We start from the raw sequence: 16,465 nt of genomic DNA on the forward strand, positions 1-16,465 counted from the left end.
GTTGCTAAAGTAACTGCATAATAATATTTAAAATAAAACCGAGAGTTTCGATTCTCGGTTTTATTGTTACAGGTCAGTAGTTCAATTGGTAGAGCGTCGGTCTCCAAAACCGAATGTTGGGGGTTCGAGCCCCTCCTGACCTGCCATTTTCAAAAAAAACTTGATGCTGGTTAAATTGGTCATATAATAAGTCGCGAGTTCTACGACGAGTACAAAAATGTCGAATGATAAATCGCGTGACGCATTAAGCGAAGCGCCAATCCCTCAAAGAAATAATACCGCTGAAATCGTAAGCTCTAGTTCTCCGGTAGACTATATTTTATGGATAATTTCTATAATTTTGTTTATTGCTACAATGCTGGTAAATCAACATTTGCCGGGATATTGGGCGCCTGCGAATGATGTTTGGGTTCGAGTCGGGGTGATTTTGGCTTGTATCGTGACCGCTTTAGGTTTATTATACGCCACCCATCAAGGCAAAGGCTTTGTTCGTTTGTTGAAAGACTCTCGAATTGAGTTACGTCGTGTGACTTGGCCAACAAAGCAAGAGACCGTGACCACATCTTGGCAGGTACTTGCAGTCGTAGTTGTTGCATCTATTTTATTATGGTGCTTTGATTATGTCTTGGGTTGGTTAATGAAGTTTATTATCGGGTAAGAGAGCTATGAAACGTTGGTACATTATTCATGCCTATTCAGGTTATGAAAAACAAGTGATGCGTTCACTTAATGATCGAATCCAGCGTAGCGCTGTTGCCGATAGCTTTGGTGAAGTTCTTGTCCCTACTGAAGAAGTAGTGGAAATGAAGGACGGTAAAAAGCGCAAATCAGAGCGAAAATTCTTTCCGGGCTATGTTTTAGTCGAAATGGAAATGAATGATGATACTTGGCACATTGTAAAAGAATGTCCAAAAGTACTTGGCTTTATTGGTGGTACTGCAGAAAAACCTGCACCTATTACTCAAAAAGAAGCTGATGCTATCTTAGCGCGTGTACGCAATACTGGTGAAGCACCTCGTCCTAAGACGATGTTTGAGCCAGGCGAAGAATTACTCGTTGTTGATGGTCCATTCACAGACTTTAAAGGTGTGGTGGAAGAAGTTCAATACGAAAAGTCACGTTTAACGTTGACTATTAATGTATTTAACCGACCAACTCAGGTTGAATTGGAATTTCGTCAAGTCGAAAAATCAGTTTAATTGGAATTGGTTGAAAACGCCCGATTTGTTATGGATCGGGCATTGTTGTTGTAACGGTTATCGTTACTTGAAAACGTTGGGGAGCCTTAATCGGCGTTTGTACCCAGAGGTAATTTGAAATGGCTAAGAAGATTGACGGCTATATCAAGCTGCAAGTTCCAGCTGGTAAAGCGAATCCATCTCCACCGATTGGTCCTGCACTAGGTCAACGTGGTGTTAACATCATGGCATTCTGTAAAGAATTCAATGCTGCTACACAAAAAGTTGAAGCTGGTTTACCAATTCCTGTAGTGATTACTGTGTACAACGATAAGTCGTTCACATTCATCATGAAAACTCCTCCTGCTGCTATTCTTCTTAAGAAAGCTGCTGGTATCCAAAAGGGTTCGGCTGTACCAAACAAAACTAAAGTTGGTAAGTTGACTCGTGCTCAATTGGAAGAAATTGCGACTACTAAAGAACCAGATTTAACTGGTGCTGATTTAGACGCACGTGTACGTACCATTGCTGGTTCTGCGCGTTCTATGGGCTTGGAAGTGGAGCTTTAAGACATGGCTAAATTAACTAAACGTCAAAAAGCTATTGCAGCTGCTGTAGAAGCTAACAAAGTTTATTCTTTGGAAGATGCTGTACAAGTATTAACTAGCCTTCCTGCTGTTAAATTCAAAGAATCTTTGGATGTTTCAGTAAACCTAGGTGTTGATCCTCGTAAATCAGACCAAGTTGTTCGTGGCGCGACTACACTTCCTGCAGGTACTGGTAAAACTGTACGTGTTGCTGTGTTTGCTCAAGGTGCTGCTGCTGAAGCTGCTAAAGCTGAAGGCGCTGACATCGTTGGTTTTGATGATCTTGCTGAAAGCATTCAAGCGGGTAACCTTGACTTCGACGTAGTAATTGCTGCTCCAGATGCAATGCGCGTTGTAGGTAAGTTGGGTACTATCCTTGGTCCACGTGGCTTAATGCCAAACCCTAAAGTGGGTACTGTAACTCCTGACGTAGCTGGCGCTGTTAAAAACGCTAAAGCTGGTCAAGCACGTTACCGTGTAGACAAAGCTGGTATTATCCATGCTGCGATTGGTCAAGTAGGTTTCTCTGCTGAAGCTATTCGTTCAAACCTTGAAGCTCTTGTAGCTGACCTTAAGAAAGCAAAACCTGCTACTTCTAAAGGTGTTTACATCAAAAAGATCACATTAAGCTCAACTATGGGTCCTGGTCTTACTGTTGATGTAGCAAGCGTTTCTAAATAAGTTTCGACTTATTAAAGAATTTTAAAGCCCTGAGTAAAAATCAAAACGCTGTTTTGATTTTTACGCAAGACATGCTCCGTCGTATCTTGCAAAACTTAGGCAAACTTTGAATTGATAAATATTTGTTTATCAGCGTCAAAGACCTCAGGCGAGGGGAGTTTACTTCCTTCTTAATATCTCAGCCTGCGTAGACGCGGTGGTGTGATTTGTTCATCCTCCGCGTGTAAGTTCAGAAATGAACTTACGAATTGGGAGTGTACTTCGCGTAAGTACATAAATCACCGTTAGGAGGTTTTACAATGGCTCTTCTTATCGAAGGCAAAAAACAGATCGTTGCTGAAGTAGCTGAAGTTGCTTCTACAGCGTTTGCTGCTGTTGTTGCTGACTACCAAGGTTTAACTGTAGAGCAATTAACTACTCTACGTGTTGAAGCTCGTAAACTAGGTGTTGCTACACGTGTTGTACGTAATACTTTAGCTAAACGTGCTCTTCAAGATACGCAATTCACTATCTTGAATGAAACTCTTGTTGGCCCAACAATCTTAGCTTTCTCGACTTCTGAAGATGACATGGGTGCTGCTGCACGTTTGTTCGAAGAATTCGCGAAAACTAATAAAGCATTTGAACTTAAAGCTGCTGCATTTGACGGCAAACTTTATCAAGGTGCAGAAGTTAGCGTTATCGCAAACCTTCCAAACCAAGAGAAAGCGCTTACTATGCTTGCAAACGTTCTTCAAGCTCCTATTTCGAAATTGGGTCGCTTACTTACAGCGCTTCAAGAGAAAAACGAGTCAGAAGCTGCATAAGCTCAAACTTAAACACACATCATTCAATACCCATTTGGAGTTACTCTCATGGCTTTAACAAACGAAGAAATCCTAAACGCAGTTGCTGAAAAAACTGTTCTTGAACTTGTTGAACTTATTTCTGCATTCGAAGAAAAATTCAACGTATCTGCTGCTGCTGTAGCTGTAGCTGCTGGTCCTGCTGCTGCTGCTGCTGAAGAGCAATCAGAATTCAACGTTGAGTTGACTTCTTTTGGTGCTAACAAAGTAGCTGTAATTAAAGCAGTTCGTGAAGTTACTGGTCTTGGCTTGAAAGAAGCTAAAGATTTAGTTGAAGGCGCTCCTTCAGTTCTTAAAGAAGCTGTTTCTAAAGAAGAAGCTGAAGAACTTAAGAAAAAACTTGAAGAAACTGGTGCTACAATTACTGTTAAGTAATTTTGCCAGGGGGCAAATTTTAATTTGACCCCAAAAATTGGCTGATGGCTCTTGGGTCATCAGCCTTTTTGCGTTACAATAATCGGCTCGATTTTTGTTATCTTGGTGTAAAAAGCGCCAATATTTATAATAATTGATGAAGATCAAATGCTTACCAATATTTTTCCATGTTAGAAAATATTGTTAAGCGTTTTAATACCACTGAAAATTGCAGCATTTGAACAAAGTGGTGGTCATATCGACCTGCGTAATTCCTTCTAAATCCGTTCTGCAGGCGGGTTTAGTTTACTTTCCGAGGACTCCAGATGGCATACTCATATACCGAAAAGAAACGGATCCGTAAGAATTTTGGTAAATTGCCTAGCGTTATGGATGCTCCGTACTTGCTCGCGATTCAAGTCGACTCGTACAGAACGTTCCTTCAAGACGGCAAAACTCCAAAAAACCGCGAAGATATCGGTCTCCAAGCCGCATTTCGTTCAGTTTTTCCTATAGAAAGTTATTCTGGCAATGCTGCTTTAGAATTTGTTGAGTATAGTCTTGGTAAGCCTGAGTTTGATGTTCGCGAGTGTATTCTTCGTGGCTCAACTTATGCAGCACCAATGCGCGTTAAAATTCGTTTGATCCTTAAAGATCGCGAAACAAAATCTATTAAAGATGTGCGTGAGCAAGAAGTGTACATGGGTGAAATGCCACTCATGACAGATAACGGTACTTTCGTTATTAACGGTACTGAGCGTGTAATTGTATCTCAATTACATCGTTCACCAGGCGTATTCTTCGATCACGATAAAGGCAAAACGCACTCAAGCGGTAAAGTTCTTTATTCTGCTCGTATTATTCCTTACCGTGGTTCATGGTTAGATTTCGAGTTCGATGCAAAAGATTTAGTCTTTGTACGTATTGACCGTCGTCGTAAATTATTAGCAACTGTTGTACTTCGTGCTTTAGGTTATAAAGATGAACAGATCTTAGATTTATTCTTTGAAAAAGTTCCTGTATACCTAGACATGGGTAGCTACCAAATTGACCTTGTGCCTGAACGCCTGCGTGGTGAAATGGCTCAATTCGACATTCTTGATGCTGACGGCAAAGCGATTGTTGAACAAGGTAAACGTATTAATGCACGTCATGTTCGTCAAATGGAAGCAGCTGGTTTAACGAAGCTTTCAGTTCCTGATGAATACTTGTACGAGCGTATTACTGCTGAAAACATCACTTTACGTGATGGCGATGTTATTGCTGCAAACACAGTATTGAGCCATGAAATCATGGTTAAGCTTGCAGAAGGCGGCGTGAAGCAGTTCAATATTCTGTTCACAAATGATATCGACCGTGGTTCATTCATTGCAGACTCTCTACGTGCTGATACGACTACAAGTCGTGAAGAAGCGCTTGTAGAAATCTACAAAGTAATGCGTCCGGGCGAGCCACCAACAAAAGAAGCTGCTGAAAACTTATTCAATAACTTGTTCTTCTCTTCTGAACGTTATGACTTATCTCCTGTAGGTCGTATGAAGTTCAACCGTCGTTTAGGTCGTCCTTACGAAGTTGGTACAGATCAGAAGTCACGTGAAGTTGAAGGTATTTTATCGAACGAAGATATCACTGATGTTTTAAAAACATTAATTGAAATTCGTAACGGTAAAGGCGAAGTCGACGACATCGATCACTTGGGTAACCGTCGTGTTCGTTCTGTTGGTGAAATGACAGAAAACCAATTCCGTGTTGGTCTAGTTCGTGTTGAACGTGCTGTTAAAGAGCGTTTAAGCCAAGCTGAAACTGATAACTTATCTCCGCAAGATTTAATCAATGCGAAGCCAGTTGCTGCTGCAATCAAAGAATTCTTTGGTTCAAGCCAGTTGTCTCAGTTCATGGACCAAAACAACCCATTATCTGAAATCACGCATAAACGTCGTGTATCGGCTCTTGGTCCCGGCGGTTTGACTCGTGAGCGTGCAGGCTTTGAAGTACGTGACGTACATCAAACTCACTACGGTCGCGTATGTCCAATTGAAACTCCGGAAGGTCCAAACATTGGTTTGATCAACTCGCTTTCTGTTTATGCGAAGTGTAATAACTTTGGTTTCTTAGAAACACCATACCGTAAAGTTGTTGATGGCCGTGTAACTTTAGATATCGAATACTTATCTGCAATTGAAGAAGTAGGCACTGTAATTGCACAGGCCGATTCTGCAGTTGATGCTGATGGTAACTTATTAGAAGAAGTTGTATCTGTACGTCATCAAGGTGACTTCGTACGTATGCCTCCTGAAAAAGTAACGCATATGGATGTATCTGCTCAGCAGGTTGTATCTGTAGCTGCGTCACTTATTCCGTTCCTTGAACACGATGATGCCAACCGTGCATTGATGGGTTCAAACATGCAACGTCAGGCTGTTCCTACGTTAATCGCTGACAAACCACTCGTAGGTACGGGTATGGAAGCGAACGTAGCACATGACTCTGGTGTGTGTGTAATCGCGAACCGTGGTGGTCGTATTGAATACGTAGATGCTTCTCGTGTTGTTATTCGTGTAAACGAAGAAGAGATGATTGCTGGTGAAGCTGGTGTAGATATCTACAACCTCATCAAATACACACGTTCGAACCAAAATACTTGTATCAACCAAAAAGTTCTTGTGAACATGGGCGATAAAGTAGGTCGTGGTGATGTATTAGCTGATGGTCCATCGACTGATGGCGGTGAATTGGCTCTTGGTCAAAACATGCGTGTGGCGTTCATGACTTGGAACGGTTACAACTATGAAGACTCGATCTTACTTTCTGAACGTGTTCTTCAAGAAGATCGTTTAACTTCGATTCATATTCAAGAATTGTCATGTGTTGCTCGTGATACTAAGTTAGGTGCAGAAGAAATTACTGCCGATATTCCTAACGTAGGTGAAGCTGCGCTGTCTAAACTTGATGAATCAGGTATTGTTTATATCGGTGCTGAAGTTGCTGCTGGTGACATCCTTGTAGGTAAAGTAACACCTAAAGGTGAAACGCAGTTAACACCTGAAGAAAAATTGCTTCGCGCAATCTTCGGTGAAAAAGCTGCTGATGTTAAAGACTCATCTTTACGCGTATCTTCAAGCGTTAAAGGTACAGTTATTGACGTTCAAGTGTTTACGCGTGATGGTCTTGAAAAAGATGATCGTGCTCAAGCAATTGAAAAAGCACAGCTTGATGCTTACCGTAAAGATTTGAAAGAAGAATTCAAAATCTTTGAAGAAGCGGCTCGTGAACGTATCATTCGTTTATTGAAAGGTCAAGAATCGAACGGTGGTGGTACAACTAAACGTGGCGACAAACTTGCTGAAGATATGTTGTCTAGTTTAGAGCTTGTTGATTTGTTGGATATCCAACCAGTTGATGAAGCAATCGCAGAACGTTTAACTCAAATTCAGGTGTTCTTGAAAGAGAAGAGCCATGAAATTGATGAGAAATTTGCAGAGAAAAAACGCAAACTTTCTACAGGTGATGAACTTACAACTGGCGTATTAAAAGTTGTTAAAGTTTACTTAGCTGTTAAACGTCGCATCCAACCGGGTGACAAAATGGCGGGTCGTCATGGTAACAAAGGTGTTGTTTCAAACATCCTACCAGTAGAAGATATGCCACACGATGCAAATGGTGTTCCAGTTGATATCGTACTTAACCCGCTAGGTGTACCTTCACGTATGAACGTGGGTCAGATTCTAGAAACTCACTTGGGTATGGCTGCTCGTGGTCTTGGCGAAAAAATCGACAAGATGATGCAAGAGCAACGTACAATCATGGAGCTTCGTGAATTCTTAGATAAGATTTACAACAAAGTTGGTGGCGAGCAAGAAGATCTTGATAGCTTAACTGACCAAGAAGTTCTAGCACTTTCTAAGAACTTGCGTAAAGGTGTTCCTTTAGCAACACCTGTATTTGATGGTGCTGATGAAAGTCAAATCAAAGAGTTATTAGAACTTGCGGGCATTTCACGTACTGGTCAAACAGTATTGTATGATGGACGTACAGGTGAGCGTTTTGACCGTCCTGTAACTGTTGGTTACATGTACATGTTGAAACTGAACCACTTGGTAGACGACAAAATGCATGCGCGTTCTACTGGTTCTTACTCTCTAGTTACGCAACAGCCGCTTGGTGGTAAAGCACAATTCGGTGGTCAGCGTTTCGGTGAGATGGAAGTTTGGGCACTTGAAGCATACGGTGCAGCTTACACGCTACAAGAAATGCTTACAGTTAAGTCGGATGACGTTGAAGGTCGTACTCGTATCTACAAGAACATTGTAGATGGAAACCATTATATGGATCCGGGTATGCCAGAATCGTTCAACGTATTGACCAAAGAGATCCGTTCTTTAGGTATCAACATTGAACTGAAAAATGGTGACTAATTAGTTCCATTTAATCCCCCCAACCCCCTTTGAGAAAGGGGGAGTTCCCACTCGAAAGGGTAGGAGCTTCCCTCCTTAGAAAAAGGAGGGATTGAGGGAGGATTACTCAGTTAAAAAACAATATTTGTGACCCAGTTGTTGAGTGAAAATCTCCACAACACACGGAGAAAAAAATTGAAAGACTTGCTCGATATCATGCGCAAAAAGACGGATTCAGACGGTCATGCTCCTGTAGAGTTTGATCGCATCCGTATTGGTCTTGCGTCACCAGAAATGATTAAGTCATGGTCTCATGGTGAAGTTAAAAAGCCTGAAACTATTAACTATCGTACGTTCAAACCAGAACGTGATGGTTTATTCTGTTCCAAAATTTTTGGTCCAGTAAAAGATTACGAATGCTTGTGTGGTAAATACAAGCGTATGAAATACAAAGGCGTCATTTGTGAAAAATGTGGCGTTGAAGTAACAACTGCGAAAGTTCGTCGTGAGCGTATGGGTCACATCGAATTGGCTTCTCCAGTTGCTCATATTTGGTTCTTAAAATCATTACCAAGCCGTATTGGTTTGTTACTTGATATGACATTACGTGATATTGAACGCGTATTGTATTTCGAATCATATGTAGTAACTGACCCAGGTATGACTCCATTCGAGAAATACCAACTTCTTAACGATGAAGAATACTTCAATGCGTTAGAAGAACACGGTGATGAATTCACTGCGAAAATGGGTGCAGAAGCGATTCAAGATTTGTTGAAAGACATCGATCTTGAAAACGAAATTTCACGTTTACGTGAAGAAATTCCGACTACAACTTCAGAAACGAAGCTTAAAAAAGCATCTAAACGTTTGAAGTTGATGGAAGCGTTTAAAGAGTCGAACAACAAACCAGAATGGATGGTGTTAACTGTACTTCCAGTTCTTCCACCAGATCTTCGTCCGTTGGTTCCTCTTGAAGGTGGTCGCTTCGCGACTTCTGACTTGAACGATCTTTATCGTCGTGTGATTAACCGTAACAACCGTTTGAAACGTCTTCTTGATCTTTCAGCTCCTGATATTATCGTACGTAACGAAAAACGTATGTTACAAGAGTCTGTAGATGCATTATTAGATAACGGTCGTCGTGGTCGTGCAATTACTGGTTCGAACAAACGTCCTCTTAAGTCTTTGGCAGATATGATCAAAGGTAAACAAGGTCGTTTCCGTCAAAACTTACTTGGTAAGCGTGTTGACTATTCTGGTCGTTCGGTAATTACAGTTGGTCCTACTTTACGTTTACACCAATGTGGTCTTCCTAAGAAAATGGCGCTTGAATTATTCAAACCATTTATCTTTGCGAAACTACAAGCATCTGGTCAAGCAACAACCATTAAAGCTGCGAAGAAAATGGTTGAGCGCGAAACTCCAGAAGTTTGGGACGTTCTAGCATCAGTTATTCGTCAACATCCAGTGATGTTGAACCGTGCGCCAACACTTCACCGTTTAGGTCTTCAAGCATTTGAACCTATTCTAATTGAAGGTAAAGCGATCCGTCTTCACCCGTTAGTATGTGCTGCGTTTAACGCCGACTTCGACGGTGACCAAATGGCGGTACACGTACCTTTAACAATCGAAGCTCAATTAGAAGCTCGTGCGTTAATGATGTCTACAAACAACATCTTGTCTCCAGCGAACGGTGAGCCAATCATCGTACCTTCTCAAGACGTTGTCTTGGGCTTGTATTACATCACTCGTGATGCAATCAATGCCAAAGGTGAAGGCATGGTGTTTGCAGATACTCACGAAGTAAACCGTGCATTAGCAACAGGTCAAGTTGATTTACACGCTCGCGTTAAAGCACGTGTACACCAAACTGTTATTGATGAAGATGGTAACCGTGAGCATCAAACGATTATTGTTGATACAACACCAGGTCGTTGCTTACTTTGGGAAGTTGTTCCTGAAGGTATGGATTTCCAACAAATTAACCTTGAAATGACGAAAAAGAACATTTCTAAGTTAATTAACTCTTGTTACCGTAAATTAGGTCTTAAAGATACAGTTATCTTTGCTGACCAATTGATGTACTTGGGCTTCCGTCAAGCGACTCGTTCAGGCGTTTCTGTTGGTATGGAAGACATGTTAATTCCGCCAAACAAAGAAGCGATTATTGCGAAATCTGAAGCTGAAGTTCGTGAAATCGAACAACAGTTTGAACAAGGTTTCGTAACTGCTGGTGAACGTTATAACAAAGTTGTCGATATTTGGGCGCGTACAAACGACCAAGTAGCGAAAGCGATGATGGATAACTTATCTTTCACAACTGTTAAAAACAAACAGGGTGAAGATGAGAAGCAAAAATCATTCAACTCAATCTACATGATGTCTGACTCGGGTGCCCGTGGTTCGGCAGCTCAGATTCGTCAGCTTGCTGGTATGCGTGGTTTGATGGCTAAGCCAGATGGCTCGATCATTGAAACGCCTATTAAAGCGAACTTCCGTGAAGGTTTGACAGTACTTCAGTACTTCATTTCAACACACGGTGCACGTAAAGGTTTGGCAGATACAGCACTTAAAACAGCAAACTCGGGTTACTTAACTCGTCGTCTAGTAGACGTAGCGCAAGACTTAGTAATTACTGAGCCTGATTGCGGTACTTTAGGCGGTCTTGTAATGACTCCGTTCATTCAAGGTGGTGATGTAATTGAGAACTTAGGTTCTCGAGTGCTAGGTCGTGTTGTTGCTGAAGATGTGAAGAAAGCAGGTTCTGATGAAGTTCTTCTTCCACGTAACACGCTTATCGACGAGAAAATTGCAGCATTCCTAGAAGACGCTGGTGTCGATGAAGTTAAAGTACGTTCAGTTGTTGCTTGTGAATCTACATTCGGTGTTTGTGCGAAATGTTATGGTCGTGACCTAGCTCGCGGTCACTTGGTAAACCCAGGTGAATCTGTGGGTGTAATGGCTGCTCAATCAATTGGTGAGCCAGGTACACAGTTAACAATGCGTACATTCCACGTTGGTGGTGCTGCGAGCCGAACTTCTGCTGCAAACAGCGTACAAGTTCGTAACAAAGGTGCAGTACGTTTCCACAATGTGAAAACAGTACAACACGCAAAAGGTCACTTGGTTTCAACTTCACGTTCAGGTGAAATTGGTATTGCCGATGATTTAGGTCGTGAACGTGAACGCTATAAAATTCCTTACGGTGCGTCAATCTTGTTGAAAGATGGCGAAACTGTAGAAGCTGGCGGTATCGTTGCAACTTGGGATCCGCATACACATCCACTTGTTACAGAAGTTGCTGGTAAAGTTCGCTTTAGCCAAATTTCTGACGGTGTGACAGTTACATCTAAAACTGATGATGCAACAGGTATGACAACAATCGAAATCTTACCAGTGACTTCACGTCCTGCGTCAGGTAAAGATTTACGTCCTGCAGTTGTATTAGACATGGTTGATGGTGCTGAACAGTTCTACTTCTTACCACAAAACACGATTCTTTCTGTCCGTGATGGCGAAACAATTGGTGTGGGTGACGTAATTGGTCGTGTTCCACAAGAAACTTCACGTACACGTGATATTACCGGTGGTCTTCCGCGCGTAGCGGATTTATTCGAAGCACGTAAACCGAAAGAGCATGCAATTCTTGCTGAAATTTCGGGTGTTGTAAGCTTCGGTAAAGAGACTAAAGGTAAGAACCGTCTTGTGATTACTCCGGATGATGGTTCTGAGATTTACGAAGAACTTATTCCGAAATGGCGTACCATGAACGTGTTCGAAGGCGAACATGTAAACCGTGGTGAAACTGTTTCTGATGGTCCACAGAATCCGCATGACATCTTACGCTTGAAAGGCGAAGTGGCGTTGACTAACTACATCGTGAACGAAGTTCAAGACGTTTACCGTCTACAAGGTGTAAAAATCAACGACAAACATATTGAAGTGATTGTTCGTCAAATGTTGCGTAAAGTTGACATTACTGATGGCGGTGATACAAGCTTCATCAAAGGTGAACAAGTTGAGTACATCCGTATGGTTGCTGAAAACCAAGCGGTTCTTGCACAAAACAAATTCCCTGCGAAATATGAACGTCAATTGATGGGTATCACAAAAGCATCGCTTTCTACTGACTCGTTCATCTCTGCTGCATCGTTCCAGGAAACAACTCGTGTGTTAACTGAAGCTGCTGTAACAGGTAAAGAAGATGATTTACGTGGCTTGAAAGAGAACGTTGTTGTGGGTCGTTTGATCCCAGCGGGTACTGGTCTTGCTTACCACTTAGAACGTCGTCGTCAAGAATCTGAAGCTGCTGAATTTGAGCTTGTAAATGATTTCTCTGATGTAGACCAAGCTTTAAGCCAAGCATTTAACGAAGAGTTTTAATTCAACGTTAAATGATTGAATTAAAAGGCGCCTTAGGGCGCCTTTTTTATATCTAAAATAAACACTTTTAAAAATACGTTATTTTTCATATATTAAATAAGCAAAAGATCATTACAATTAATTGAGGGATTAAACATGAAATTAAATAAAACAATTTTAGGCTTAGCTGTTTTGAGTTTATCAACATTTACAATGGCAGCACCTATGCCACATACAATTACTGTTGAAGATAAAGCTGTGGTTCCCGTGCTTAAAACAGAAGTGATTCGCAAAGTTGCAGGTCAAAATGCAACACGCCATGTAGAAGCAACAATTTTTGAGGTAACAAATAAAGGAAAAGATGTTATTGCACGTGAAGTTGAATTTAATGATGATCAGCAACAATTTTCAGATAAACAATTATCTATTCCTGTCATAAAAAAAGGAGGTGTGATTGTACCTACTTCAAAAATTGAACTGAATAAGACGCTAAAGCAAGATGGAAAAATAATTTCACAAACCAAGAATATAGATGCAGAAGGCATTGAATTCAAAAAAGATCAATTGCAGCCCGTGAAACGTACTTTGAAGTTGAATGAAGCAAATGGTGTTGATACAAACAAAAAAGTATCTCATGTTGTGACAACAGAAAATGGTGAAAAAACACGTGATCTTCTCATTATTAATGAAAACCCATAAAGCGAAAAGAAAAGCATTAGCGTATTTTTGATAGAATATTTTGAACTTAGAAGTAAGCAAGTTTAATTTACATTAATCTATTAAATTGTTGTTTAAAAAATGGCTAATATAAATTAAACATACAGGAGAAATATCATGAAAAAAATATTAACAATGACTGGTGTAGTCGCTGTTTCAGCACTAATGTTAGCTGGTTGTGAAAATATGAGCACAAACCAACAGCGTATTGGAGCTGCTGCTTTAGGTGGTGCTGTCGGTGGTGGTGTTGGTAATAAAGTGGGTGGAGGTCTTGGTTCTGCTGCAGGTGCAGGTGCGGGCGCTGCTATTGGTAGTAAAACGCAAAATGGCTCAAATAAAAATGCAACTTACAGTGGTGTGGGTGGTGCTGTAGGTGCCATTTTAGGTAAAGAAATTTTAGGTGGTAATTCTGGTGCTGCGATTGGTGGTGCGCTAGGCGGTGGTGCTGGTGCTGCAGTTGAGCAAAAGAAAAAATAAGTATTTATTGCATCCGTAAATACGTAAAAAAAGCGCAATTCCTGCGCTTTTTTTATAAATGGAAATCTCTAAATATCATCTTGATCTCTTTTAATTTTAAAAAAATTTAACATTACATTTAGTCTGATAATTGATATTCATTAAAATATTATCTTTTTAATAAAATTCATTCTCTATATTTTAAAGAAACAAAGTAGCAAGCGGATAACTGGAGCAAATTTAATACAAAACTCTGATAAAATGCCTTTTTTTCACAATTACTACTTACTATGTTTGCAATTCTTGCTGCCATCACAGTCATGTTTGGACTGTCATTGGCTCGTGTTCCTGTGGTATTCGCATTAATTATTGGTGCTGTCACAGGCGGTCTATTGGCTGGACTTGGTATCCATGGAACGATTGAAGCTTTTAATAGTGGCTTAGGTAATGGCGCTCAAATTGCACTCGCATATGGTGTATTGGGAGCTTTTGCTTTAGCTCTGGCGCGTTCAGGTTTACCAGATCTTCTTGCTTATAAACTCATTACAGCCCTAAAAGGGAATAGTGATGTGAAAGCACAAAATCGTGTGAAATACACCATTTTTGCTACAGTTGCACTTGCTGCTGTATGTTCACAAAACGTTATTCCCGTCCATATTGCTTTTATTCCTGTTCTTATTCCACCACTACTTAGCGTATTTAATCATCTTAAGCTAGATCGTCGTTTAATTGCTTGCGTGCTGACTTTTGGTTTAGTTGGGACATATATGTTAGTACCTTTTGGATTTGGTGCGATTTTCCTCAATGATATTCTGGGGCAGAACATCAATACATTTGGTAAGCCATATGGTTTCCATATTTCATATGACCAAATTCCTCATGCAATGGCTATTCCAGTATTAGGCATGTTTGTGGGATTACTCATTGCTGTATTTTTTAGTTACCGCAAACCAAGAGAATATTCAGAATTAAGCGTTAAATCTTCACAACATTCTATTTCTAATAGCGTACAAAGTGATGAAAACGGTAAACCTCTTGTTGCTAAATTTACGCTAATTATGGCGGCAATAGCCATTGTGATGACGCTTTTCGTGCAAGTAATTTCTGATTCCATGATTTTAGCTGGACTTGTGGGTGTTGCCATTTTAAGTTGCGCAGGCATTTTTAAATGGAAAGAAGCAGATGATGTCATTATTAGTGGTATGCGTATGATGGCATTGGTTGGCTTCATTATGATTTCAGCACAAGGCTTTGCATCTGTTATTGAGGCGACAAATCAAGTTCCTGCATTGGTTCAAGCATCTGTTCAGTGGATTGGTGATAGTCAAGGTTTAGCTGCATTTTGGATGTTGTTAATTGGATTATTAATTACATTAGGTATTGGTTCATCATTTTCGACCGTGCCAATTCTTGCCATTATTTATGTACCTTTATGCTTACAATTCGGTTTTAGTCCAATGGCAACCATTGCTCTTATTGGTACCGCAGCAGCATTGGGTGACGCAGGTTCTCCAGCATCGGACTCAACATTAGGACCGACTTCTGGCTTGAATATGGATGGTCAACATGACCATATGAGAGACAGTGTAGTCCCAACATTCATTCACTATAATATCCCACTGATGATTTTTGGTTGGATTGCAGCAATGGTTTTATAATCTAATTTTGCTAAATATATTAGAAAATAATATGTATTTATTTCTGATAAGTTTAGTAGGATTAAAATAAAATTAACCAGATTAATAAGGTTGGTATTAAAACCAACCTTATTGGTTAGATTTAAATAAATATCTTTAAAAAACATAATCTTAAAAATATGTTAAACGTTAATGAAATAATAGCTATTGCATAATATTAATACTCATGTTTATTATAATATTATTCATAACAAGGGTATTTTAAAAATGCTAAAACAAGTTGCTCTTATTGCATTAATGGGTATGTCAGCTTCTGCAATGGCTGGTCAATGGCAAGTTAAAGTCGGTGGCTCTGTAATTGCTCCTACTCAAGATTCAGATATTCTTGGTGGTGCAGTAACAGTTGAAGCTAAAAATGAAGGTGCATTTACGCCATCTGTAGAATATTTCTTTAATGATAATTTCTCTACAGAATTATTGTTGGCTACTCCAATTAGCCATGATGTAACTGCTCGTGGAGCGGTAAATGGTGGTGTTAAAGTTAAACATCTACCTCCAACTTTAACTGCAAAATATCACTTCAAAAACTCTACAGGTTTTACTCCATATGTAGGTGTTGGTGTTACAGCATTTATTCCTTGGGATGAAAAAACTTCTGGTGATTTGACTGACGCTAAAGTTAAAGAAGATTATGGTTATGCTGCTCAAGTTGGTGTGAACTTCCAACCAGCTGATGCAAAAAACTGGGGTGTATTCTTTGATGTACGTTATGCAGATTTGAATCCTGAAGTAACGGTAAATCCAAATGTTAATTTCAAATTAGACATTGATCCAATTATCTACACTGCAGGTTATAGCTACAAGTTCTAATTTTTTAGACATGTAGAATAAGAAAAACCCCATCTTTGATGGGGTTTTTTATTGCAAATAGAAAACAAAAATAATGTAGATATATATTAGACTTCCTTCATAAATCATTTTTCAATCAATTTAATTGTTTATCTTTCACCCAATCTAAATTGTATATGCCAGCAAGTAAATTAAACCGCAGGTTTAATCTTTTACGACGATTTCTATATACACAAGATAAAATCTTAAAACATTTCATCCTTCCAAATACATGCTCTACTTGAATTCGTCTACGACCAATCTCTCTATTTAACTTTTTTAATTCAGAATCTAATTTTTCAGTTTTCTTTGCTTTAGATGGCATGAGGCATCCAAAACCCAATTTTTTTATCCCTAAATACC

Annotated in this window: 13 protein-coding genes and 1 tRNA gene; 13 read left to right on the forward strand and 1 reads right to left on the reverse strand. The window is 40.0% G+C overall.

Features of this window, described 5'->3' with window-relative positions:
- The first annotated feature begins 70 nt into the window (after nt 1-70).
- The 13 genes from A6M14_RS12355 (at nt 71) to A6M14_RS12415 (ending at nt 16,084) form a co-directional block, all read left to right on the forward strand.
- Nucleotides 71-146: transfer RNA gene (locus A6M14_RS12355), tRNA-Trp, on the forward strand.
- A gap of 71 nt (nt 147-217) precedes the next feature.
- Nucleotides 218-658, forward strand: a complete 441-nt coding sequence (gene secE, locus A6M14_RS12360; RefSeq protein WP_152875426.1) for a preprotein translocase subunit SecE — start codon at nt 218-220, stop codon at nt 656-658.
- Nucleotides 659-665: 7 nt separating this feature from the next.
- Nucleotides 666-1,199 (forward strand): transcription termination/antitermination protein NusG, encoded by a 534-nt coding sequence (gene nusG / locus A6M14_RS12365; protein ID WP_004278615.1) that lies wholly within the window; start codon nt 666-668, stop codon nt 1,197-1,199.
- Nucleotides 1,200-1,318: 119 nt separating this feature from the next.
- The gene (gene rplK / locus A6M14_RS12370; RefSeq protein ID WP_004868049.1) at nt 1,319-1,747 is read left to right on the forward strand and encodes a 50S ribosomal protein L11; all 429 of its coding nucleotides are present in this window, start codon (nt 1,319-1,321) and stop codon (nt 1,745-1,747) included.
- Nucleotides 1,748-1,750: 3 nt separating this feature from the next.
- Nucleotides 1,751-2,446: a 50S ribosomal protein L1 gene (gene rplA, locus A6M14_RS12375; RefSeq protein ID WP_152875428.1), complete on the forward strand. Its 696-nt coding sequence runs from the start codon at nt 1,751-1,753 to the stop codon at nt 2,444-2,446.
- A gap of 299 nt (nt 2,447-2,745) precedes the next feature.
- On the forward strand, nt 2,746-3,252 hold the full coding sequence (rplJ, locus tag A6M14_RS12380; RefSeq protein ID WP_152875430.1) for a 50S ribosomal protein L10: 507 nt from the start codon (nt 2,746-2,748) through the stop codon (nt 3,250-3,252).
- A gap of 48 nt (nt 3,253-3,300) precedes the next feature.
- Nucleotides 3,301-3,666, forward strand: a complete 366-nt coding sequence (gene rplL / locus A6M14_RS12385) for a 50S ribosomal protein L7/L12 (RefSeq protein WP_067669559.1) — start codon at nt 3,301-3,303, stop codon at nt 3,664-3,666.
- Nucleotides 3,667-3,971: 305 nt separating this feature from the next.
- A complete protein-coding gene (rpoB, locus tag A6M14_RS12390) occupies nt 3,972-8,060 on the forward strand; it encodes a DNA-directed RNA polymerase subunit beta (protein WP_152875432.1) in 4,089 nt (1,362 codons plus the stop codon).
- 174 nt (nt 8,061-8,234) lie between these two features.
- Nucleotides 8,235-12,425, forward strand: a complete 4,191-nt coding sequence (gene rpoC, locus A6M14_RS12395; protein WP_152875434.1) for a DNA-directed RNA polymerase subunit beta' — start codon at nt 8,235-8,237, stop codon at nt 12,423-12,425.
- 135 nt (nt 12,426-12,560) lie between these two features.
- The gene (locus tag A6M14_RS12400) at nt 12,561-13,103 is read left to right on the forward strand and encodes a hypothetical protein (RefSeq protein ID WP_152875436.1); all 543 of its coding nucleotides are present in this window, start codon (nt 12,561-12,563) and stop codon (nt 13,101-13,103) included.
- Nucleotides 13,104-13,238: 135 nt separating this feature from the next.
- A complete protein-coding gene (locus A6M14_RS12405) occupies nt 13,239-13,598 on the forward strand; it encodes a DNA transfer protein p32 (protein ID WP_152875438.1) in 360 nt (119 codons plus the stop codon).
- Nucleotides 13,599-13,867: 269 nt separating this feature from the next.
- Nucleotides 13,868-15,235: a Na+/H+ antiporter family protein gene (locus A6M14_RS12410; protein ID WP_152875440.1), complete on the forward strand. Its 1,368-nt coding sequence runs from the start codon at nt 13,868-13,870 to the stop codon at nt 15,233-15,235.
- 246 nt (nt 15,236-15,481) lie between these two features.
- Nucleotides 15,482-16,084, forward strand: a complete 603-nt coding sequence (locus A6M14_RS12415) for an OmpW/AlkL family protein (protein ID WP_152875442.1) — start codon at nt 15,482-15,484, stop codon at nt 16,082-16,084.
- 115 nt (nt 16,085-16,199) lie between these two features.
- On the opposite strand, the gene A6M14_RS12420 is transcribed toward A6M14_RS12415, so the two are convergent.
- The coding region (locus A6M14_RS12420) for a transposase family protein (protein WP_081310355.1) at nt 16,200-16,465 on the reverse strand (266 nt) is incomplete at its 5' end.

The organism is Acinetobacter portensis (genome assembly GCF_009372215.1).
Taxonomy (GTDB): Bacteria; Pseudomonadota; Gammaproteobacteria; order Pseudomonadales; family Moraxellaceae; genus Acinetobacter; species Acinetobacter portensis.